The organism is Nocardioides sp. Soil777 (assembly GCF_001428425.1).
GTDB classification, from domain to species: domain Bacteria; phylum Actinomycetota; class Actinomycetes; order Propionibacteriales; family Nocardioidaceae; genus Nocardioides; species Nocardioides terrigena.
On sequence record NZ_LMSN01000012.1, the window covers coordinates 336,033 to 355,570 of the forward strand.

Genomic DNA, 19,538 nt, shown 5'->3' on the forward strand with positions numbered 1-19,538 from the left:
GGCGTCACAACCGGCGCATGGTGAACAGCGTGGTTCCGCGCTCAGGGTCCACCTCGGTACGACCCGTCTCGGTGAACCCCAGCTTGGCGAGCACCCGCCGAGAGGCCGTGTTCCAGTCCCACACCGTGGCCCAGAGGCGCGCATGACCGGACGACCTCGCCCAGTCCAGGACCGCCAGCGACGCCTCGGTCGCGTACCCCTGCCCCCAGGTCCGGCGCAGCAGCTCGAAGGCGAGCTCCGGCTCGTCGTCCGCACCGCGCCCGCTGTCGACCAGCCCGCAGTAGCCGATCACGTCACCGGCGGACCTCCGCTCGACCGCCAGCAACCCGGTCGTGCGCGGCGACCCGGTCGTGGGCGCCGGCGCGCCGGCGCGGATGGCCTCCTCGAGCTCGGCCACCGTGGGGTGTCCGTCCGCGTCGATGCGGCGGTGCGCTGGCACCCGTGGATCGCGCTCGGTCCACAGCTCCCGCTGGACGACGGCCTCGTCCACCCGCCACGGCCTCAGCAGCAGGCGATCGGTCTCCAGCACGAACTCACGGTCCGGTGCCGCCCCCTCGGTGCCCACCTCAGCTCGCCGGGTCCGCCTCGAGGTCATCGCTGTCGATGATCCGGTAGGCGTAGCCCTGCTCGGCGAGGAACCGCTGCCGGTTCTGCGCGAAGTCCGCATCGACCGTGTCGCGCGAGACGATCGTGTAGAAGTGCGCAGTCTTGCCCTCCGCCTTGGGCCGCAGCAGGCGTCCGAGGCGCTGGGCCTCCTCCTGGCGGGAGCCGAACGACCCGCTCACCTGGATCGCCACCTCCGCCGAGGGCAGGTCGATGGAGAAGTTGGCCACCTTGCTGACCACCAGCAGCGAGATCTCGCCCGAGCGGAACGCCTCGAAGAGCCGCTGGCGCTCCTTGACGGGCGTCTCGCCCTTGATGACCGGGGCGTCGAGCACCGCGGCGAGCTCGTCGAGCTGGTCGATGTACTGCCCGATCACCAGCGTCGGCTGCGTCGAGTGCTGGTCCACCAGCTGCCGGACGACGTCGATCTTCTTGTGGGTGCACGACGCGAGCCGGTAGCGCTCCTCGGGATCGGCGGTGGCGTAGGCCAGCCGCTGTCCCTCCGGCAGGGTCACCCGCACCTCGACGCAGTCGGCAGGCGCGATCCAGCCCTGCGCCTCGATGTCCTTCCACGGGGCGTCGTACCGCTTCGGCCCGATCAGCGAGAAGACCTCGCCCTCCCGACCGTCCTCGCGCACCAGCGTCGCGGTCAGCCCGATCCGCCGCCGGGCCTGGAGGTTGGCCGTCATCCGGAAGATCGGCGCCGGCAGCAGGTGCACCTCGTCGTAGACGATGAGGCCCCAGTCGCGGGCGTCGAGCAGCTCGAGGTGCGTGTAGACGCCCTTCCGGCGCGTGGTGAGGACCTGGTACGTCGCGATGGTCACCGGCCGCACCTCCTTCACCGACCCGCTGTACTCGCCGATCTCGTCGGCGGTCAGCGACGTGCGCTTGATGAGCTCGTCCTTCCACTGCCGCGCGCTGACGGTGTTGGTGACCAGGATCAGCGTCGTCGCCTGGGCCTGCGCCATCGCGGCCGCGCCGACGATGGTCTTGCCCGCACCGCAGGGGAGGACCACGACGCCGGAGCCGCCGTGCCAGAACGACTCGGCCGCCTCGCGCTGGTAGGTCCGCAGCTCCCACCCGTCCTCGTCGAGGGCGATGGCGTGCGCCTCGCCGTCGACGTACCCGGCGAAGTCCTCCGCCGGCCAGCCGAGCTTGAGCAGCGCCTGCTTGAGGTTGCCGCGCTCGCTGGGGTGCACGGCCACCGAGTCGTCGTCGAGCCGCTCGCCGAGCATGCCGGCGATCTTCTTGGCGCGCAGCACCTCCTCGAGCACCGGCCGGTCGTTGCTGCTCAGCACCAGGCCGTGCATCGGGTGCTTCTCCAGCCGCAGCCGGCCGTAGCGCGCCATCGTCTCGGCGACGTCGACGAGCAGCGCGTGCGGGACGGCGTACCGGCTGTAGCTGAGCAGCGCGTCGACCACCTGCTCGGCGTCGTGGCCGGCGGCGCGCGCGTTCCACAGGCCCAGCGGCGTGAGCCGGTAGGTGTGCACGTGCTCGGGGGAGCGCTCGAGCTCCGCGAAGGGGGCGATCGCCTTGCGGCAGTCGGCGGCCCGTTCGTGGTCGATCTCCAGCAGCAGGGTCTTGTCGCTCTGCACGATCAGGGGGCCGTCATTCACCGCCCCAGCCTACGGAGGCCCGCAACGCGGGCACCCGGCGTACGCCGCGCGTCAGCTCGCGGCGGCCTTCTGGCGGGCGCGGTACGCCGCGACGTTGGCGCGCGAGGAGCACCGGTCGGAGCAGTAGCGCCGGGACTGGTTGGGCGAGGTGTCGACGAAGACGTTGTCGCACGAGCTGGCGTGGCACACGCCGAGCCGGGTCGCCCCGAGGTCGCAGACCAGGGTGGCCAGGCCCATGAGGGACTCGCCGATGAGCAGCTCGGCCACCGACGCCGACCGGTTGGCGACGTGCATGTGGAGGTGCGACGGGTCGTGGTCGCTGATCATCGGGGTCACCGGGTGCAGGGCCAGCAGGTCGTTGAGGTGCGACACCACGACCGGCACCTCGCCGGCCTCGGAGGCCTCGAAGACCGGCCGCAGCTCGACCTGGAACTCCTGCAGGGAGGCCACGTCACCGGGGGTGACCGACGCGTGCAGCCAGCTGCGGTCGGCGAGGTGGGCCACCAGGGCGTCCGGGTCGGCCAGGTCCGCGTTGAGCAGCGCCGCTGACGCCTCGGCGTACCTGATGAAGTCCACGGCCCCAGCCTACGGACGGGCCGGGAGCGGGGCGACGGACGTGATGCGGTGCACGGCGAACGCCCGGACGTCGTCGGCGCGGTGGTCGTGGGCCGTGAGGCTGCCGCCCTCGAGGCGGACCGGGTCGACGACGCGGTCGGAGCGGGCGCCGTGGTTGTCGACGTAGCCGATGACGACCGTGCTGCCGGCCTCGATCGCCTCCCGCAGCGCGGCCAGCGCGCTGGTCGGGGTGGTGGTCACCGTCGGCGTCTCGGGACGGGACGCGACGGCCCGGTCGCCGCTGCGGATGGCGGTCACCACCGCGGCGACCCCGGCGTGCGTCCGGGCGAGCGCGGCGGCGCGGCTGCGCCCGGAGCGCGGACGACGGGCCCGCAGCAGGTCGCGGCGGGCGACCCGCACGGTGCCGTCCGGTGCCTCCACGACCGGGGCGGCGCCCAGCTCGCGCAGCCGGGGGAGCAGCACGTCGACGGACACGGTGCTGATCAGCACGGTCGGCGCGATGCGGCGCAGGTTGAGCGACCCCGCCCTGGGGTGGTGGAGGAGCTCGGTGAGCGCGCTCTCGTCGTCGGCGCGCAGGAACGACTCGGCCTGGCCGACCCGGACCGTGCCGAAGGTCCGCGACACGTCGTCGACGAGGTAGGACAGCGGCTGGGGGACCGGCGTCCGCGACACCGAGCCGACGAAGTCGTGCACCTCCAGCGCCGTCCAGCCGGCGTCGAAGGCCCGGCGCACCGAGCCGGGCGTGAAGCGGTAGACGGTGGCGCCGCCCCGGGACTCGACGTCGGCGACGAGGTGCAGGGTCCGGGCCAGCTCGGCCTCGAGCGGACCCGGCGCCACCGCGGTGAGGTCGGCCTGGAGCAGCACGTGGTCGACCGGGTGGGGGAGGTGCGGCGTGATCGCGGCGACGGCGGCGTCGTGGTCACCGGCGAGCACCGCGCGGCCGGCCTCCGACAGCGCGCCGGCGCCGGTGAGCCCGAGGACCGCGGCCTCGGACACCGCCGCGGCCACGAGGTCGCGGTGGACCGACGGGCGGCGGGGTCGCCGCCACGCGACGCGCTCGACCAGGGACGGGATGCCGGTGCCGGTGGCCAGGGCCGCACCGGCCGGCAGGGCGGCGAGCTCCTCGAGGGCGAGACGCCGTGCCTCGGGGGCCATCTGGCTGGACAGGTCGGGGGCCAGGGCGTTCCACGCCCGACCGGCGGGGTCGCGGGCGCCGATGAGGGAGGCCACCCGGGTGGTGTCGAGCCAGGCGAGCGTCAGGGCGGCCCAGCGCTCGGCCACGGAGCCGGCCGACCAGGCGTCGAAGGCGTCGGTCGGCAGCCACACGGCCTCGCCGTCCTCGTCGACCCCCTCGGTGAGCAGGCCGGCGACCGACGCGATCTCGACGAGCAGGCCCGCCCCGGCCTCGTCGACCTGCAGGTCGCGGGCGGTCGCCTTGAGGTCGCGGACCGCCAGCCCGCCGCCGCGCAGCACGCCGGGCGGCTCCAGTCCCCAGTGGTCGAGCACCAGCTCCACGCGGCGGACGACCTCGAAGGCCTCACCCGCCGCGCTGCGCGCGACGAGTGCCACGTCGCGGTCGGTGGTCGCGACCTCGGGCACCTCGTCGCGCGGCGTGCGCGTCGTACGCCCACCGCGCAGCGCCAGGCCCACCTCGCCGGGCAGGACCAGGGTGCCGCCGTCGCGGGGCAGGAGCAGGCGGTGGGCGATCAGCTCCTCGACCGGCGTCGTGGCGTCGGCCGGCGAGACCGTGCGACGCGCGCTGCCGGTGGTGCCCTCGCCGCCGTGGTCGTCGACGTGCGCGAGCAGGGCCCGTGCTGCGGGGGAGAGCGCCTCGAGGCGGGCGGCGACGTCCGCGGGGTCGGGCGGCTCCGGCGACATCGGGCGCAGGCCGCTCACCCCGGCGGCCTCGTCCCCGCGCAGCGCGTCGGACACCCCGCTCAGCGGGCGCAGCCCACCGGGCGACTCCCAGGCGAGCGCGAGGTCCACCACCCGGGCGACCGCCGCGGCCGCCGCCGCGGGCTCGGCGTGCACCATCGAGATCAGTTGCTCCGATGTGGTTTGACCTGCAACCACGAGGGCATCAAGCACCGAGAGCTCGAGGCGCGTGAGGCTGTCGAGCGCGCGGATGACCGAGCTGCGAGTCGCTGCCCGTGAGGCCAGCTGGGCGGAATCGTGAGGTGCAGGAGTGGCGAGATCGGGACGGTCCGCGAGCAGGCGGGCGAGGCGCTCGTCCGGCCAGCCACGCAACTGGTCCGCGAGCGTGCGTGGGAGCGCCGCCTGCTGTGTCCTCGACATCCCTTCTACGCTACTCGCCGAGCCCACCCCGGGGCTCATCGTCGGAGAGCGTGAGGACAGGGCATGAAGCCGGTCGACCTGCACCACGGAGCCGCCACCGACGTGGGACACGTCCGCACGGTCAACGAGGACTCCTTCCTCGTCGCGCCGCCGGTGTTCGTCGTGGCCGACGGCATGGGTGGGCACGCGGGTGGCGACGTCGCCAGCCGGATCGTGGTCGAGGAGTTCGCCCGGCTCGTCGAGCAGGGCTACGACCCGGGCCGCGGCGCCGAGCAGGTGGCCGACACCATCGCCCGGTCGCAGGCCCGGATCGTCGAGTACGGCGACGGGCAGCGCGCCGATCACCCGCGCTGGCACGCCGGCACCACCGCCGTGGTGGCCGTGCTCGTCGACGACGGCGGCACCACCAAGTGGCTGCTCGCTAACCTCGGCGACTCGCGCATCTACCGCTTCACCGACGGCCGGCTCGACCAGGTGAGCGTCGACCACTCGGTCGTCCAGGAGCTCATCGACGCCGGGACCATCACCGTCGAGGAGGCCTCGGTCCACCCCGAGCGGCACGTGATCACCCGGGCGCTCGGCAGCCCCGAGGGCGTGCGCCCCGACTTCTTCCTGCTGCCGCTCCCCGCGGTCGAGCGGCTCCTGCTCTGCAGCGACGGGATCTCCGGGATGATCACCGACGCCGACATCGCCGCCATCCTCGACTCCGTCCCCGATCCCCGGGACGCCGCCGACGCCCTGGTGCGCGCCGCGCTCGACGCCGGGGGTCGCGACAACGCCACCGCCGTCGTCGTCGATGTGGTGGGATTGGTGCACGACGACTCATACGACTCCGAGCGCCAGCTCGCGAGTCTCGAAGACAAGTTGGGGGCCCGTCCGTGAGTGAGTCCACAGGTCATCGTCGACAGCTGTCCGAGGGGCACTGGTACGCCGTCCTCGGCGACCGCGTCTCGTTGGTCCTGCCCGCTGCCGAGCGCCCGCGCGTCGCCGGCCTCTGGGAGCTGGTGGACGGCGGCGCCGACTTCGACGAGGTGCTCGACGGCCTGCTCGCCGGGGGCATCCGCACGCTCACGGGCTTCGTGCTCGTCGGCCACGGCGACAGCACCCGGGTGCTCGTACGGGGTGGGGCCACGGTGACCCTCGTGACCGGCGACGCCGACAACGACATCACGGTCTCGGGCGCGGGGGAGGCCATGTGGGCCGACCGCAGCGTCACGGGTGTCACCGGCGGTGCCGTGGTCCTCGAGGACGCCGGCCCGACCGACCTCGCCCTCACCTCCGGCATCGCCCGGGTGGGCTCCCTGCTCTTCGGCGACCCGGCCTCGGTGGACGGCGCCGCCGCCACCGCATCCGCCCCGGAGTCGTTCGCCGCGCCCGTCGCCGACCGCGACGAGGTCGCGGACACCGGCCCCGACACCCAGGACGACCCGGCGGCCCGCCCCGAGCCGCTGCCGGCCGAGCCCGCCGGGGACTCCGACCCCGGTGACGACGGGGCCGACCCCGAGGCCGACTCCGCGCCGGTCGCGGACGTCGTCCCCATCGAGGCGGCCGCCTCGAGCGAGCCCGACGCCGGGGAGCCCCTGACCTTCGGTGCCCCCACCGACGACGACGCCACGCCCACCGGTGAGCAGCCCCCTGTGGTCGACGACCACGAGGCGGACGACCACGACGGCCAGACCACGGTCGGCCCGGCCGCGGACGGGTTCGTGCGACCGGGCGTCCCGGGCCAGGAGCTCGCGCCGGCCGTCGTGTCCCGCCCGGTCGCCAAGCTGGTCCTGTCGACCGGCGAGGTCGTCGAGGTCGACCGCACGATCGTGGTCGGCCGGGCCCCCGAGGCCCGTCGCCTGGCCTCCAGCGACCAGCCCCAGCTGGTCACCGTCGCCAGCCCGAACCACGAGATCTCCTCCACCCACCTCGAGATCCGTCCCGGTGCCGGCGCGGACCACGGGAGTGCGGTGGTCACCGACCTCGGCTCCACCAACGGCACCGTCCTGGTGCAGCCCGGCCTCCCGCCCGAGGACCTCCAGGCCGGCATCGCCGTGTCGCTGATCCCCGGCGCCATCCTGGACCTCGGCGACGGCGTGACCATCCAGACCACCAACCCCTGACGCAGGACCGACCCCACGTGACGCAGCAGCAGGCCGACGCCCCGGCCACGACCTACCCCGTCGCCGAGCTCGAGCGCCGGTTCTACGCCTTCGCCATCGATCGGCTGGTCACCTGGGGCCTCTACCTCCTGCTGGGTCTCGGCGCCTGGCTGGCGCTCGGAGACGAGCCGTGGGTCATCGCCGGCATCGTCGGCGGGGCCATGGTCGTCGGCTGGCTCGTGCTCGCCGTGATGACGGGCGTCTCGGGCAACACCCCGGGCAAGTCCGCCGTCGGGCTGAGGGTCGTGCACCACGGCACCGGCACCCCGATCGGGGTCGGACCGGCCCTGGGCCGCTCGCTGGTGCTGGCCGCGGCCTCGCTGCCGACGTTCGGGATCGGTCTTGCCACCCTCGCCTGGACCGCCGTGGAGGACCGGGGTCGGCAGCGCCGTGGCTGGCACGACCACCTCGCCTCCTCGGTCGTGGTCGACGTCCGACCGGCGGAGGTCGTCGCCGAGACCGTCGACGACAGCCCGCGCCACGTCGTCAACCTCACCGCCATGCGGCTGATCCCCGCCCCGGCGGTCGAGCCCCCCGTCTTCCAGGCCCCGCCGCCGCCGACCCGGCCCGCTCCCGAGGCGCGTGCCCCCCAGGCACCCGCGCCCCAGGCACCCGCGGCCCCCCAGCGGCCACCCGCGCCCCAGCAGCCCCAGGCCCACCCGGCGCCGCAGCGGACCCCGGCGTACCCGACCCCCCAGGTGCCCGGGTTCGCGCCGGCCCCCGAAGGTCGCCAGCACCCGCCCGTCCCGGCCCGTCCGCAGCAGCCGCCCGCCCAGCAGCCGCCGGCCCAGCACCAGCCCGCTCCGCAGCCGGTGATACAGCGTCCGTCGGTGGACGACCCGGGGCGCACCGTGGTCCGCTCGCGCCCCGACGGCGCCACTCCCGCCCGCCCGGCCGGCCCGCGCTGGCGGGTCACCTTCGACGACGGGCACTCCTTCGTGGTCGAGGGCATGGTGCTGGTCGGTCGTCGCCCCGAGCCCCGGTCCGGCGAGCCGGTGTGGCACCTGGTGCCCCTCGCGTCGGCGGACATGTCGGTCTCCAAGACGCACGCCCAGTTCTCGCCCGCCCCCGACGGCGCCCTCGTGGTGATGGACCGCGGCTCCACCAACGGGTCGACCCTGACCCGCAAGGGGGTCTCGCGCCAGCTGTCGCCGGGCAAGCCCGCGACCCTGGTCGACGGCGACACGGTCGCGTTCGGCGACCGCTCGATGGACGTACGCCGGGAGGCGTGAGCCCCCGCCCGGTCAGCGGGTGATGGCGACCGGGATCCGGGTGACCGACCCGCGGGCGCCCCGCCAGCGGATCCACCCGTCGTCCACCCCACCCGGGGTCCCCGGACCGGTCACCGTGACCCTGAAGGTCGCGGACTCCCCGGGACTCAACCGGGCGGCCAGCGGCGCCACCCGGACCTGGTGGCGGGTGAAGCCGAAGGCCTCCGCGGAGAAGTACTCCGCCCGGGAGCCGAGGTTGGTGACCCGGCGGGTGACGGTCCCGGTGCCGCGGACCATCACGGACGACAGGTTGAGGTCCGACCACGAGCCCGCCTCGAGCGCCTCGCGGTAGCGGGAGGTGCCGACCACCAGCGCCAGCCGGGCCCCCCTCACGTCGGCCCCGGCGCGACCGGCGCCCTGGCGCAGGGCCGAGTCAGAGCCCAGCGGGACGGCGGTGGTGGCGAGCACGGACCGGACGACCGGTGCCCGCCAGTCGTGCCGGGAGCGGAGCAGTGCGGCGGCGCCGCTGACCCGGGCCGTGGCCGCGGAGCTGCCGCTGAAGAGCGCCCAGCCGCGGTCGCCGGGCACGGCGCCCAGGACGCCGTCGCCGACGGCCACCACGTCCGGCTTGACCAGGCCGGCGCGGGGGTCGCCCGGCGGGGACCAGGCGGCGGTGCGGCCGGCGGCGGGGGAGGGCGCGATGCCCGACATCCGGATGGCGGTGCGGTCGTGGGTGCGGACCCAGCGCGTGAGCCGGGCCGCGTCGGAGGCGTCGAGGTGCACCGTCGGCACCGCGTGGAAGTCGTCGACGGGCTGACCGGGCCGGACGTTGCCGAGCACCATGGCGACGCCGTCGGCGCGGGCCACCGCGTCGGACTTGTCGATGCGGCCGATGCCGCCGCGCTCGCAGTAGATCGCCCGTCCCGCGGTCCGGGCGGCGTCGAGGGAGCCCGGTCGGCACTGCGCAGCGTCGCGGCGGCGGGCGCCGGTGGCGGCCACGTCGGCGCCGAGGACGAGCCGGACGGGTCCGGACGTACGCCGCGACCGGCTCGCACCGGTCAGTGTCGGTCCGCCGGCGACGGACACGCGGCCCTGCCAGGTGCTCCCGAGCGAGGCGCCGACCGTCGTGACCCACGGGCTGTCGTGCGCGGCGTACTGCTCGCGCCCGTCGTTGCCGGCGGCGGCCACGACGACGATGTCGGCCTCCGCCGCGCCGAGCAGGGCGCGCTCGACGGTGTCGGTGCCGGGCGGTCCGGCCACGGCGAGGTTGAGCACGTCGACCCCGTCGGCGGTGGCGCGGTCGATCGCGGACACCAGGTCCGCGGTCGCACAACCGTCGTCACCCGGGTCGGGGGCGCCCCAGCACGCCTTGTAGGCGGCGATCCGGGCCTGCGGGGCGATGCCGCCGAACTGGCCGACGGTGCGGCCCTGCATCCGCACGCTGACCCCGGCGTTGCCGGCCGCGACCGAGGCGACCTGGGTGCCGTGGCCGACGGCGTCGCGCGGGGACAGGTGCTCGGAGCTGCGGACCCGGTCCTCACCGAAGCCGGCGACCCACCACCCGGACGCCACGACCTTGCGGTTGCAGGTGGACGCGGGCCACTCCTCGCCCTCCTGGCAGGTGCCGGAGAAGTCCCGGGGGGCGCGGCCGAGGCCGGGGACGCCGGCGAACAGCGGGGACTCGGGTGCGAGGCCGGAGTCGACGACACCGATCACGACGCCGGCACCGCCGGTGGCGCGCGGCTGTCCGACCTGGCCGGACGCGAGGGCCGTGCCGCGGCGGCCGGTCATGGCGCGCACCTCGTTGACCTCGACGGACTCGACCTCGGGGTCCGCCTCGATCGCCGCGACCTGCTCGGGGGTCAACAGGGCGGCGAAGCCGTTGAGCGCGGTGGTCCAGCGGTAGGTCGTCGCCGGGCTGCCCGCCCGGGCCAGCACGGCGTCCTGGCGGGCCAGCAGGCCGGCCGCGCCGGCCTCGCCCGCGGACGTGCCCGGACCGGTCAGCGTGACGAGCCGCAGCGCGGGGACGCCCTCGCCGTCGGCGACCGCAGGCGCCGACATCGAGGCGGCGGACAGGCCCGCGGCCACGGTGGCGAGCACGGCCACGACCGACGCGCGGCGCAGGCCGGCGCGCGGGGTGCGGGTTCGTCGGTGGTGAGGCACGGCAGGCTTCCGGATCCGGCTGGGAGTGGAGGGGCAGGAGTGCCCATGGTCTCGCGAACGGCCCATCGTGTCAGGCGGTCGGGGGCGAATCAATGCGGGCGTCGTCCGGTCCGCCGCACCGCGCGCCGTACGCTGACGTGCATGACGTCGCAGCCCCCGGACCCCGCTCCCGGGCTCGTGGTGGGGTTCGACCTCGACATGACCCTCATCGACACCGTGCCGGGCTTCTCCGCCACCCTGGCCGTGCTGGCCGACGAGCTCGGGATCGACCTGCCCGTCGGGGACCTGACCTCGCGTCTGGGCCCCCCGCTCGACCACATGCTGACACCGCACCTGGCGGCCGAGGCCGTCGCGCCGGCCATCGCCCGCTTCCGCGAGCTGTACGCCGACCACTCCATCCTTCCCGTCCCCGCGTTCCCGGGCGCGCACGAGTCCCTCGCCGCCGTACGCCGCCACCGCGGCCGCACGCTGCTGGTGACCGGCAAGTTCACCCCCAACGCACGGCGCCACGTCGACCACCTCGCGCTCGACGTCGACCTGGTGGCCGGCGAGGTGTGGGGGATCGGCAAGGCCGACGTGCTGCGCGACGAGGGCGCCTCGGTCTACGTCGGCGACCACGTGCACGACGTCGAGGGGGCGCTGGCCGCCGGCGTCGTGAGCGTCTCGGTGCTCACCGGCGGCTGCACCCGCGACGAGCTGCTCGACGCGGGCACCCACGTCGTCCTCGACTCGCTCGAGGACTTCCCCGCGTGGCTCGACGACCACCTGCTCGACCTCCGCCTGGCTGCCCTGGAGGCGCGGCTGCGCGACCTCGGCTCCGTGGTGGTGGCCTTCAGCGGCGGCGCCGACAGCGCCCTCCTGCTGGCCGCGGCGGTGCGGGCGCTGGGCACCGACCGGGTCGTCGCGGCGACCGGCTACTCCGACTCGCTCCCGGCCGTCGAGCGCGACCCGGGTCGCGCCTTCGTGGAGTCGCTGGGAGTGCCGCTGCTGACCCCCCGCACCCACGAGATGGAGCGCGAGGGCTACCGCGCCAACTCCGGCGAGCGCTGCTACTTCTGCAAGGCCGAGCTCATCGAGACGCTCCGGCCGCTCGCCGACGAGCACGGCATCGCGCACGTGGCGACCGGCACCAACGCCGACGACGCGGTGGCGGGGTTCCGTCCCGGCATCCGGGCCGCGGCGGAGCGCGGCGCCGTGACGCCGCTCCTCGACGCGGGCCTCACCAAGGACGACGTACGCCGCGCCTCGCGCCGCTGGGGACTGCCCACCTGGGACAAGCCCGCCGCCGCCTGCCTCTCCTCGCGCGTGGCCTACGGCATCGAGGTGACCCCGCACCGGCTGGCCCGCGTCGAGCGCGCCGAGGCGGCCGCCCGGGCCGCGCTGGCCGACCTCGGCCTCGAGAGCCGGGACCTGAGGGTGCGCGACCTCGGGGGGCGGGCCAGCATCGAGCTCGACCGCGACCTGCTCCGCGGGCCGCTGTCCGAGGGCGCGCGGGGCGAGGACGCGGTGGTGGCCGCCGTGGTCTCCGCCGGGTTCGCCGAGGCCGGGATCGACCCCCGTGGCTTCCGCTCCGGCTCGCTCAACGAGGCGCTCGCCGCGGAATAGCGGATGTCGATGGCGGGTTGTCCGTCGGCACCCATAGTCTGTGCGCGCTCGGGGCCCCGGCCCCGGCAGCACCCACCCCGACTCACCCACCAGACAGACGCAGGAATGAAGAGGTCAAGGCCGTGCCCAGTGGCAAGGTGAAGTGGTTCGACGCCGACAAGGGCTTCGGGTTCCTGTCCCAGGACGGCGGCCCCGACGTCTACGTGCACTCCGACGCGCTCCCCGAGGGGGTCACGGTCCTCAAGGCCGGCACCCGGGTCGAGTTCGGCATCGCCCAGGGCCGCCGCGGCGACCAGGCGCTCCAGGTCAAGGTCCTCGACGCGCCGGCCTCGGTGACGCGCAACCAGCGCAACGCCCAGCGCAAGGACCCGGACGCGATGGTCGCCATCGTCGAGGACCTCATCCGGCTCCTGGACGGCGTGGGCGAGACGTACCGCCACGGCCGCCACCCCGAGGCGAAGACGGCCCGGCCCACGGCCAAGCTGCTGCGGGCGCTGGCCGACGAGCTCGAGCTGTAGCGGCCCTCAGGCCCCGCCGGGTGACGTCCCGACCCGGGACGGTCGCGTGAGCAGCACGTAGGCGCCCCAGGCGACGAGCACGCCGGTGGCGATGCCCAGGCCCAGGCGCGGCATGAGCGGCATGGCGATCCCGACGAAGCCGCCGATCACCCAGGCCAGCTGCAGCGAGGTGTCCGAGCGCGCGAAGGCGCTGGCCTGGACCCGCTCGGGCACGTCGCGCTGGATGGTCGAGTCGAGCGACAGCTTGGCCAGCGACTGGGCGAGGCCGGCGGTCACGCCCAGCAGCACCAGCGGCAGCAGCCCGTAGAACAGCGCCGCGACCAGGACCGCGACCGCGTCGGCGACCAGGGCCAGCACCACGGTCAGCGCCGGGTCGATGCGTCGCAGCAGGGAGCCGAGGGCGATGCCCAGCGTGTTGCCGAGGCCCGCGGCCCCGATCACCAGCCCGAGGAGCACCTCGGGGCGATACTCGCCGATCGGGTTCTCGCGCAGCAGGAACGCCATGAACATCACGAGGAAGCCGCTCAGCCAGCGAGGTCCGCAGTTGGCCTTGAGGGCGAAGGCCACCGCACTGGGCATCCGTCGCCGGTTGCGGGTCCGTGACCGCGGCCCGGCGCTCGGGCCGGGCAGGAGGACGAGCTGCTCCTCGCCGGCGCTGGAGTCGACCCGCTCGGGCAGCCGGATCGCCCAGATGGTGGCCAGCACGAAGAGCACGAAGGCGTAGCGCAGCGACCACTCCGACCCGGCCGTGGACGCGAGCACCGCGATCGGTGCCGAGAGCGCGGCCCCGACGACGCCGGCCAGCGACACCCGGGCGTTGGCCTTGACGAGCGTGAGCGCCGGGGGGAGCAGCCGGGGGACCGCGGCGGCCCGCGTCACGCCGTACGCCTTGGACGCCACGAGCACGCCGAGGGCGGCCGGGAAGAGCCACTCGGAGTCGGTGGCGACCGCCGTGGCCAGCGCCCAGCAGAGGAACGCGCGGACCGCCATGGTCGAGCCGATGGCCCACCGGCGACCGTGGCTGAAGCGGTCGAGGAACGGGCCGATCAGCGGGGCCACGATGGCGAAGGGGAGCATCGTGAGCCCGAGGAAGAGCGCGACCTGGCCCCGCGCCTCGCCGGTGGGGACCTGGAAGAACAGCGTCCCGGCCAGCGAGATCGCCACGGCCGCGTCGCCCGCGGCGTTGAAGGCGTGCAGCTCGATGAGGCGGGAGAGGCCGGAGTCGCCGGCGCCCTCGGCACGGGAGGCGCGCCGGGCCTGCTGCATCGTGAAGCGGCTCGCGCGGCCGGTGGCCCGGGTGGCCCCGGCGACCCCACGGCCCATCCCGCGGCCGGCGGCCCTCATCCCGCGGCCGGCTCCGCCGAGGCGCGTCCGACCGGTCCCGTCGGGGCGCGGTGGGTGGTCGGCGGTCATGGACCAATCCTGCCGTGTGGGTGGTCCGCAGGTACGCAGCAGGGACCCCGTGGGCCGGTCGACCTGACAGGAGCCCGTGGGTTTGTCATGATTCGCCGGTGATCGCCCTCGCCGAGACCTCGCCCGACGCCACCCTGGCCGCGGCCGCCGACCTCGCGCGCGCCGTGGTCCTCGACCTCGCCGACGCCACCGACGTCGGTGAGCACCTCGGTGCCGAGGGCGAGGGTGAGCTCGTCGTCACCCACCTCCTCGCCTGCACGCGCCCGGGCTACACCGGGTGGCGCTGGTCGGTCACCCTGAGCCGCGCGGCCGACAGCAGCGAGCCCACGGTCAACGAGGTCGTGCTCATCCCGGGCGCCGAGGCGATCGTGGCGCCCCCGTGGGTGCCCTACAAGGAGCGGCTCCAGCCCGGCGACCTCTCGCCCGGCGACCTGCTCCCCGTCGAGGACGAGGACCCGCGCCTGGTGCCGACCTACTCCTTCGGCGACGACCCGCTGGACCCCGACGCCAAGGCGCAGGTGCGCCAGGTCGCCCAGGACCTCGGCCTCGGCCGGGTCCGCACCCTGTCCCCGGAGGGCGTCGACATGGCCGCCGAGCGCTGGTACGCCGGCGACGGTGGTCCCGAGGCGGCCCTCGCCAAGAGCGCTCCCGAGTCGTGCTGGTCGTGCGGCTTCCTCGTGCGCCTGTCCGGCCACCTGGCCGGCACGTTCGGCGTCTGCGCCAACGGCAACGCCAACGACGACGGTCGCGTCGTGTCGGTCGACCACGGCTGCGGCGCCCACTCCGAGGTCAAGCTGGCCCGCAAGCAGCAGCCGATCCCGGTGCCGGACCACGTCTTCGACACCCTGACCGACGACGGGTTCGACACGCTCTGACGGCGGTCCCTCAGCCCGGCCCCAGCGCGTGGCCGTACGACGTCGCGGCCCGCGGGGCGTCGTCGCGGGCGAGCACCCACACGGCGTACTCGTCGGACGGCGGGTGCAGCTCGTAGGAGCCGAAGTGGGCGTCCACGCGCAGGCCGCTCGCGGTGAGGTCGGCGACGAACTCCTCCGGCGGGTAGTCGCGCGCCGTGGCCGGCCCGTCGACCGGGTGGAAGCCGGCGAGCACCCGACCGCCCGGGGCCAGCAGTGCCCGCAGCCGGGCCAGGACCGCACGCTCGGTCTCGTGCGCCAGGAAGACCATGACGTTGCCGACCGCGACGACGAGGTCGAAGCCACCTTCGAGCGAGGCTGCGAGCACGTCGGCGTGCTGGACCTCGAGGTCCGGGTAGGTCGCGCGGCACTGGGCGACCAGGGCGGCGTCTGGCTCGACCGCCACGACGTCGTGCCCGCGCGCCACCAGCGCGGCCGAGACCCGGCCCATGCCGGACCCCACGTCGAGGATCCGGGCCCCGCGGGCCACCAGCGTGTCGGCCAGCCGGGCCTCGCCGTCGACGTCGGCGCCCTCCGCCACGAGCCGGCCGAACTTCTCGCCGTACCCGCGGTTGCCCTCGCCGGCCAGCTCCCACCGGGTGCGGGGGAGGCTCACGCCGTGCCCTGCGTCGGGTCCGGCGCGGCGTCCTGCTCCGAGCGGGCCCGGCGGCGGCGGCGGACGTACTCGAGGCCGCACAGGCCGAGCCCGAAGCCGGCCAGGCAGGTCCACAGCCACCAGGTGCGGCCCGTGTCGGCGAGGGTGCCGTAGAACGGGAGGAGGCCGATGAAGGCGAGCAGCCAGAGCCCCGTGCCCACCTCGACGGTGCGGACGCCGTCGACGTCCAGCGGGGCCACGTCGGCCACGATGAAGGTGCGGTTGCCGATCTCGTGCTGCGTCGGCTGCTCGTCCCTGAAGTCCACGCCGCCACGCTAGCCGTTCGTCCGGGACCACCGAAACACCGCCGCAACGCGCCTCTGCCACACTGCCGCCCGTGAGTGACAAGACCCCGACCGCGAAGCGGTCCACCCAGTCGGGCCTCGACGGCTACTTCAAGATCTCCGAGCGCGGCTCGACCGTCGGCCAGGAGGTGCGTGGCGGCCTCGTCACGTTCCTGACGATGGCCTACATCATCGTGCTCAACCCGCTCATCCTCGGCTTCGTGCCCGACTCGACCGGGGCCTTCCTCGGCGGCGGCGCCGAGCCCGGCAGCGGCATCCCGGCGATCGCGGCGGGCACTGCGCTCATCGCGGGCCTGCTCACCATCCTGATGGGCGGCGTCGCCAACTTCCCGCTGGCGCTGGCCACCGGCCTGGGCCTCAACGCCTTCGTCGCCAACTCCATCGCCCGGCAGTCCACGTGGGGCGACGCGATGGGCCTGGTGGTCCTCGAGGGCATCGTGATCCTCGTGCTGGTGCTGACCGGCTTCCGCAAGGCGGTCTTCCACGCGGTCCCGCAGCAGCTCAAGGTCGCGATCTCGGTCGGCATCGGCCTGTTCATCGCCCTCATCGGCTTCGTCGACGCCCGCTTCATCACCCGCATCCCCGACGCCTTCCAGACCACCGTGCCCGTCCAGCTGGGGGCCGACGGCCACCTGGTCGGCTGGCCGGTGTTCGTCTTCTGCCTCGGCCTCGCGCTCATGGTCGCCCTGTGGGTGCGCCAGGTCCGCGGCGCCATCCTGATCTCGATCGTCGTCACGACCGTGGTCGCGGTGGTCGTCGAGGCGGTCGCCGACCTCGGTGCCGCCTCCGCCGACAATCCGGGCGGCTGGTCGCTGAGCGTCCCGACGCTCAGTGGCGACGTCGTCGCCTGGCCCACCTTCGACACCCTCGGCGAGTTCAGCCTGTTCGGCGCCTTCAGCACCATCGAGGGCGGCGTGCTCGCGGCCCTGCTGCTGGTGTTCTCGCTGCTGCTGGCCGACTTCTTCGACACGATGGGCACGATGACGGCGATCGGTGCCGAGGCCGGCCTCAACGACGAGGAGGGCACGCCGCCGCACGCCCAGCGCATCCTGGTCGTCGACTCCGTGGCCGCCATCGCGGGTGGCGCGGGCGGCGTCTCGTCCAACACCTCCTACATCGAGTCGGCCTCCGGCGTGGGGGAGGGCGCCCGCACCGGCCTCGCCTCGGTGGTCACCGGCGTGCTGTTCCTGCTCGCGACGTTCTTCACCCCGCTCGTCTCGGCCATCCCGTCCGAGGCGGCCGTCCCGGCACTGGTCCTTGTCGGCTTCCTGATGATGCAGCAGGTCAGCGAGATCGACTGGCGCGACGTCGAGCTGGCGATCCCGGCCTTCCTGACCGTCGTGCTGATGCCGTTCACCTACTCGATCAGCGTCGGCATCGGGGCGGGCTTCGTCGCGTTCGTCCTGATCAAGGTCGTCGTCGGCAAGGCGCGTGAGGTGCACCCGCTGATGTGGGTCGTGGCCGCGCTCTTCGTCGTCTACTTCGCCTACACGCCCATCAACCGCTTGCTCTCCTGACCCCTGGGACGCCCCTCTCCGCCTCGAGCGGGGAGGGGCTTCCTTCGGCGGAATAGTTAGCATGGGTAATGAGTTATGCTCACGACATGCCGACCACAGCAGCCGTTGCCCGCACCGACGCGGGGCTCGCCGCAGAGCTCCGCGTGGGAGTGATGCGCCTGCGCCGCCGGCTGGCCGGCGAGCGGCACCCCGACAACGACCTGAGCCTGGGCCAGATGGCCGTGCTCGGCCTGCTGTTCCGCCGGGGTGACCAGACCGTCGGCGACCTCGCCCGGCTCGAGCACGTGCAGCCGCCGTCCATGACGCGCACCGTGACGTGCCTGGAGGGCGACGGCCTCGTCGTACGCCGTCCGCACGAGACCGACGGCCGCGTGGTCATCGTCTCGCTCACCGACCGCGGCCGCGCGGTGGTCCTGGCGGACCGCCGGCGCCGCGACGCCTGGCTGGCCGTCCAGCTCGCCCACCTGACCCCCGACGAGCGCAACGTCCTGCGTCGCGCCGCCCCCCTCCTCGACCGCCTCTCGCAGGCCGACTGACCCGAAGGAGCCACCACGAGTCCCCGATTCCGCTCCCTGTCCAACCCCAACTACCGCCTGTACGCCGCCGGCGGCGTCGTCTCCAACACCGGCACCTGGATGCAGCGCGTCGCCCAGGACTGGCTGGTGCTCCAGCTCACCGCCAACAGTGGTGCCGCCCTCGGCATCACGACCGGGCTGCAGTTCCTGCCGTTCCTGCTCATCGCGCCCTTCGCCGGCCTGGTCGCCGACCGGATGCCCAAGCAGCGGCTGCTGCAGCTGACCAACCTGGGCATGGCCGTGCCCGCCGCGATCCTCGGCGTGCTCGCCGTGACCGGCACCGCGCAGATCTGGCACGTCTACGTGCTGGCCTTCGTGCTCGGCACCGCCTCCGCGTTCGACGCACCCGCGCGCCAGTCCTTCGTCTCCGAGATCGTCGACCCCGACGACCTCACCAACGCGGTGGGCCTCAACTCCGCCAGCTTCAACGCAGCGCGACTCGTCGGCCCCGCCGTCGCGGGCCTGCTCATCTCGGCCTTCGGTGGGGGAGTGGTCGGCACCGGCTGGGTGATCCTCATCAACGCCGTCTCGTACGTCGCCCCGGTCCTGGCCCTGCGCGGCATGGACGCCAGCCGCCTCGACAGCCCGGTGCCGGGCATCCGCGGACCGGGGGCGATCCGCGAGGGCGTCGCCTACGTCCGCGCCCGGCCGGACCTCCTGCTGATCCTCGCGATCGTCTTCAGTGCCGGCACCTTCGGCCTCAACTTCCAGATGACGTCGGCGCTGATGGCCACCGAGGTGTTCGGCAAGGGGCCGGCCGAGTACGGCCTGCTGGGCACCTTCCTCGCGGTCGGATCGCTCACCGGGGCGCTGGTGGCCGCCGGTCGCACCCACGTGCGGCACCGGCTGGTGATCGGCGCCGGGCTCGTGTTCGGCACCGTCGTGACGATCGCGGGGCTGATGCCGTCCTACCTCACCTACGCCCTCGTCACCCCGCTCATCGGTCTCAGCGCGCTCACCCTCATCACCAGCGCCAACGCCTACATGCAGCTCAACACCGAGCCGGGCATGCGGGGGCGGGTGATGGCGCTCTACATGATGATCTTCATGGGCGGCACGCCCGCGGGCGCCCCGGTCATCGGCTGGATCGGCGAGACCTTCGGGGCCCGGTGGACGCTGGTGCTCGGAGGGCTGCTCACCATCGCCGGAGTGGGTCTCGCGACCCTCGTCTTCGCCCGCACCAAGGGCATCTCCGTGATCCCCCACCGCACCCCCGCGGTGCCCGACCGGGTGGGTGGCTGAGGTGGGCTCCGAGCGGGGTCCATGGCGTTTTGACCCGCCTTGGGGCGGCCGGTAGATTGACTCCTCGTGTTTGGCCTGCCCTCAGGCCTGTCCGTTCCGGACGGGCCGGGCGCCCATCCACGACAGCGCACAGCACGTCCGTGCGCCGGGCACCACCGCTTCACGCGGCAGTTCCCGAACAGACCG

At 74.5% G+C, this 19,538-nt stretch carries 17 protein-coding genes; 9 read left to right on the forward strand and 8 right to left on the reverse strand.

Translation table 11 applies throughout. The features are described 5' to 3' along the window. Positions 1-4: 4 nt before the first annotated feature. The 4 genes from ASG88_RS09070 to ASG88_RS09085 are packed head-to-tail and all read right to left on the reverse strand — an operon-like array spanning position 5 to position 5,090. A complete protein-coding gene (locus ASG88_RS09070; RefSeq protein ID WP_200956400.1) occupies positions 5-529 on the reverse strand; it encodes a GNAT family N-acetyltransferase in 525 nt (174 codons plus the stop codon). 37 nt (positions 530-566) lie between these two features. Then, positions 567-2,219 (reverse strand): DNA repair helicase XPB, encoded by a 1,653-nt coding sequence (locus ASG88_RS09075; RefSeq protein ID WP_056887088.1) that lies wholly within the window; start codon positions 2,217-2,219, stop codon positions 567-569. A gap of 51 nt (positions 2,220-2,270) precedes the next feature. Beyond that, complete coding sequence (locus tag ASG88_RS23760) at positions 2,271-2,795, reverse strand: CGNR zinc finger domain-containing protein (protein WP_056887089.1); 525 nt, start codon at positions 2,793-2,795, stop codon at positions 2,271-2,273. A 9-nt stretch (positions 2,796-2,804) separates the two neighbouring features. Continuing rightward, a complete protein-coding gene (locus ASG88_RS09085) occupies positions 2,805-5,090 on the reverse strand; it encodes a helicase C-terminal domain-containing protein (RefSeq protein WP_056887090.1) in 2,286 nt (761 codons plus the stop codon). Positions 5,091-5,153: 63 nt separating this feature from the next. On the opposite strand from ASG88_RS09085, the gene ASG88_RS09090 reads away from it, so the two are divergent. The 3 genes from ASG88_RS09090 to ASG88_RS24040 are packed head-to-tail and all read left to right on the forward strand — an operon-like array spanning position 5,154 to position 8,469. Continuing rightward, positions 5,154-5,972: a PP2C family protein-serine/threonine phosphatase gene (locus tag ASG88_RS09090; RefSeq protein WP_056887091.1), complete on the forward strand. Its 819-nt coding sequence runs from the start codon at positions 5,154-5,156 to the stop codon at positions 5,970-5,972. Next, a complete protein-coding gene (locus ASG88_RS09095; RefSeq protein WP_056887092.1) occupies positions 5,969-7,198 on the forward strand; it encodes an FHA domain-containing protein in 1,230 nt (409 codons plus the stop codon). Before ASG88_RS09090 ends, ASG88_RS09095 begins: the two co-directional genes overlap by 4 nt. Positions 7,199-7,215: 17 nt before the next feature. Continuing rightward, positions 7,216-8,469: an RDD family protein gene (locus tag ASG88_RS24040; protein ID WP_056887093.1), complete on the forward strand. Its 1,254-nt coding sequence runs from the start codon at positions 7,216-7,218 to the stop codon at positions 8,467-8,469. A gap of 12 nt (positions 8,470-8,481) precedes the next feature. On the opposite strand, the gene ASG88_RS09105 is transcribed toward ASG88_RS24040, so the two are convergent. After that, on the reverse strand, positions 8,482-10,611 hold the full coding sequence (locus ASG88_RS09105) for a S8 family serine peptidase (RefSeq protein ID WP_162259836.1): 2,130 nt from the start codon (positions 10,609-10,611) through the stop codon (positions 8,482-8,484). Between the two features lie 141 nt (positions 10,612-10,752). Between ASG88_RS09105 and ASG88_RS09110 the strand changes: the two genes are divergently transcribed. Both ASG88_RS09110 and ASG88_RS09115 read left to right on the forward strand, forming a co-directional pair. Next, positions 10,753-12,216, forward strand: a complete 1,464-nt coding sequence (locus ASG88_RS09110; RefSeq protein WP_056887095.1) for an HAD hydrolase-like protein — start codon at positions 10,753-10,755, stop codon at positions 12,214-12,216. A 122-nt stretch (positions 12,217-12,338) separates the two neighbouring features. Next, positions 12,339-12,734 (forward strand): cold-shock protein, encoded by a 396-nt coding sequence (locus ASG88_RS09115; protein ID WP_056887096.1) that lies wholly within the window; start codon positions 12,339-12,341, stop codon positions 12,732-12,734. Positions 12,735-12,740: 6 nt separating this feature from the next. Here the strand turns inward: ASG88_RS09115 and ASG88_RS09120 are convergent, their stop codons facing one another. After that, complete coding sequence (locus ASG88_RS09120) at positions 12,741-14,147, reverse strand: MFS transporter (RefSeq protein WP_235534783.1); 1,407 nt, start codon at positions 14,145-14,147, stop codon at positions 12,741-12,743. A 98-nt stretch (positions 14,148-14,245) separates the two neighbouring features. Here ASG88_RS09120 and ASG88_RS09125 point away from each other — a divergent pair, with 98 nt between their 5' ends. Continuing rightward, the gene (locus ASG88_RS09125) at positions 14,246-15,022 is read left to right on the forward strand and encodes a DUF3027 domain-containing protein (RefSeq protein ID WP_082600174.1); all 777 of its coding nucleotides are present in this window, start codon (positions 14,246-14,248) and stop codon (positions 15,020-15,022) included. Between the two features lie 10 nt (positions 15,023-15,032). Here the strand turns inward: ASG88_RS09125 and ASG88_RS09130 are convergent, their stop codons facing one another. Both ASG88_RS09130 and ASG88_RS09135 read right to left on the reverse strand, forming a co-directional pair. Continuing rightward, positions 15,033-15,674 (reverse strand): class I SAM-dependent methyltransferase, encoded by a 642-nt coding sequence (locus tag ASG88_RS09130; protein ID WP_056887097.1) that lies wholly within the window; start codon positions 15,672-15,674, stop codon positions 15,033-15,035. Further along, positions 15,671-15,979: a DUF2530 domain-containing protein gene (locus ASG88_RS09135; RefSeq protein WP_235534784.1), complete on the reverse strand. Its 309-nt coding sequence runs from the start codon at positions 15,977-15,979 to the stop codon at positions 15,671-15,673. The genes ASG88_RS09130 and ASG88_RS09135 overlap by 4 nt, the downstream gene beginning before the upstream one ends. A 71-nt stretch (positions 15,980-16,050) precedes the next feature. Here ASG88_RS09135 and ASG88_RS09140 point away from each other — a divergent pair, with 71 nt between their 5' ends. The 3 genes from ASG88_RS09140 to ASG88_RS09150 all read left to right on the forward strand — a co-directional run bounded on the left by ASG88_RS09140 (position 16,051) and on the right by ASG88_RS09150 (position 19,352). After that, positions 16,051-17,535: an NCS2 family permease gene (locus ASG88_RS09140; RefSeq protein ID WP_056887098.1), complete on the forward strand. Its 1,485-nt coding sequence runs from the start codon at positions 16,051-16,053 to the stop codon at positions 17,533-17,535. An 86-nt stretch (positions 17,536-17,621) separates the two neighbouring features. Beyond that, the gene (locus ASG88_RS09145; protein WP_235534785.1) at positions 17,622-18,071 is read left to right on the forward strand and encodes a MarR family winged helix-turn-helix transcriptional regulator; all 450 of its coding nucleotides are present in this window, start codon (positions 17,622-17,624) and stop codon (positions 18,069-18,071) included. Positions 18,072-18,107: 36 nt separating this feature from the next. Beyond that, on the forward strand, positions 18,108-19,352 hold the full coding sequence (locus ASG88_RS09150) for an MFS transporter (RefSeq protein WP_056887100.1): 1,245 nt from the start codon (positions 18,108-18,110) through the stop codon (positions 19,350-19,352). The last annotated feature ends 186 nt before the right edge of the window (positions 19,353-19,538 follow it).

Bases quoted from the DNA above. Each gene is read 5' to 3' on its own strand.
- ASG88_RS09085 (WP_056887090.1), bottom strand. From the start codon at position 5,090: ATGTCGAGGACACAGCAGGCGGCGCTCCCACGCACGCTCGCGGACCAG.
- ASG88_RS09090 (WP_056887091.1), top strand. From the start codon at position 5,154: ATGAAGCCGGTCGACCTGCACCACGGAGCCGCCACCGACGTGGGACAC.
- ASG88_RS09110 (WP_056887095.1), top strand. From the start codon at position 10,753: ATGACGTCGCAGCCCCCGGACCCCGCTCCCGGGCTCGTGGTGGGGTTC.
- ASG88_RS09120 (WP_235534783.1), bottom strand. From the start codon at position 14,147: ATGACCGCCGACCACCCACCGCGCCCCGACGGGACCGGTCGGACGCGC.
- ASG88_RS09145 (WP_235534785.1), top strand. From the start codon at position 17,622: ATGCCGACCACAGCAGCCGTTGCCCGCACCGACGCGGGGCTCGCCGCA.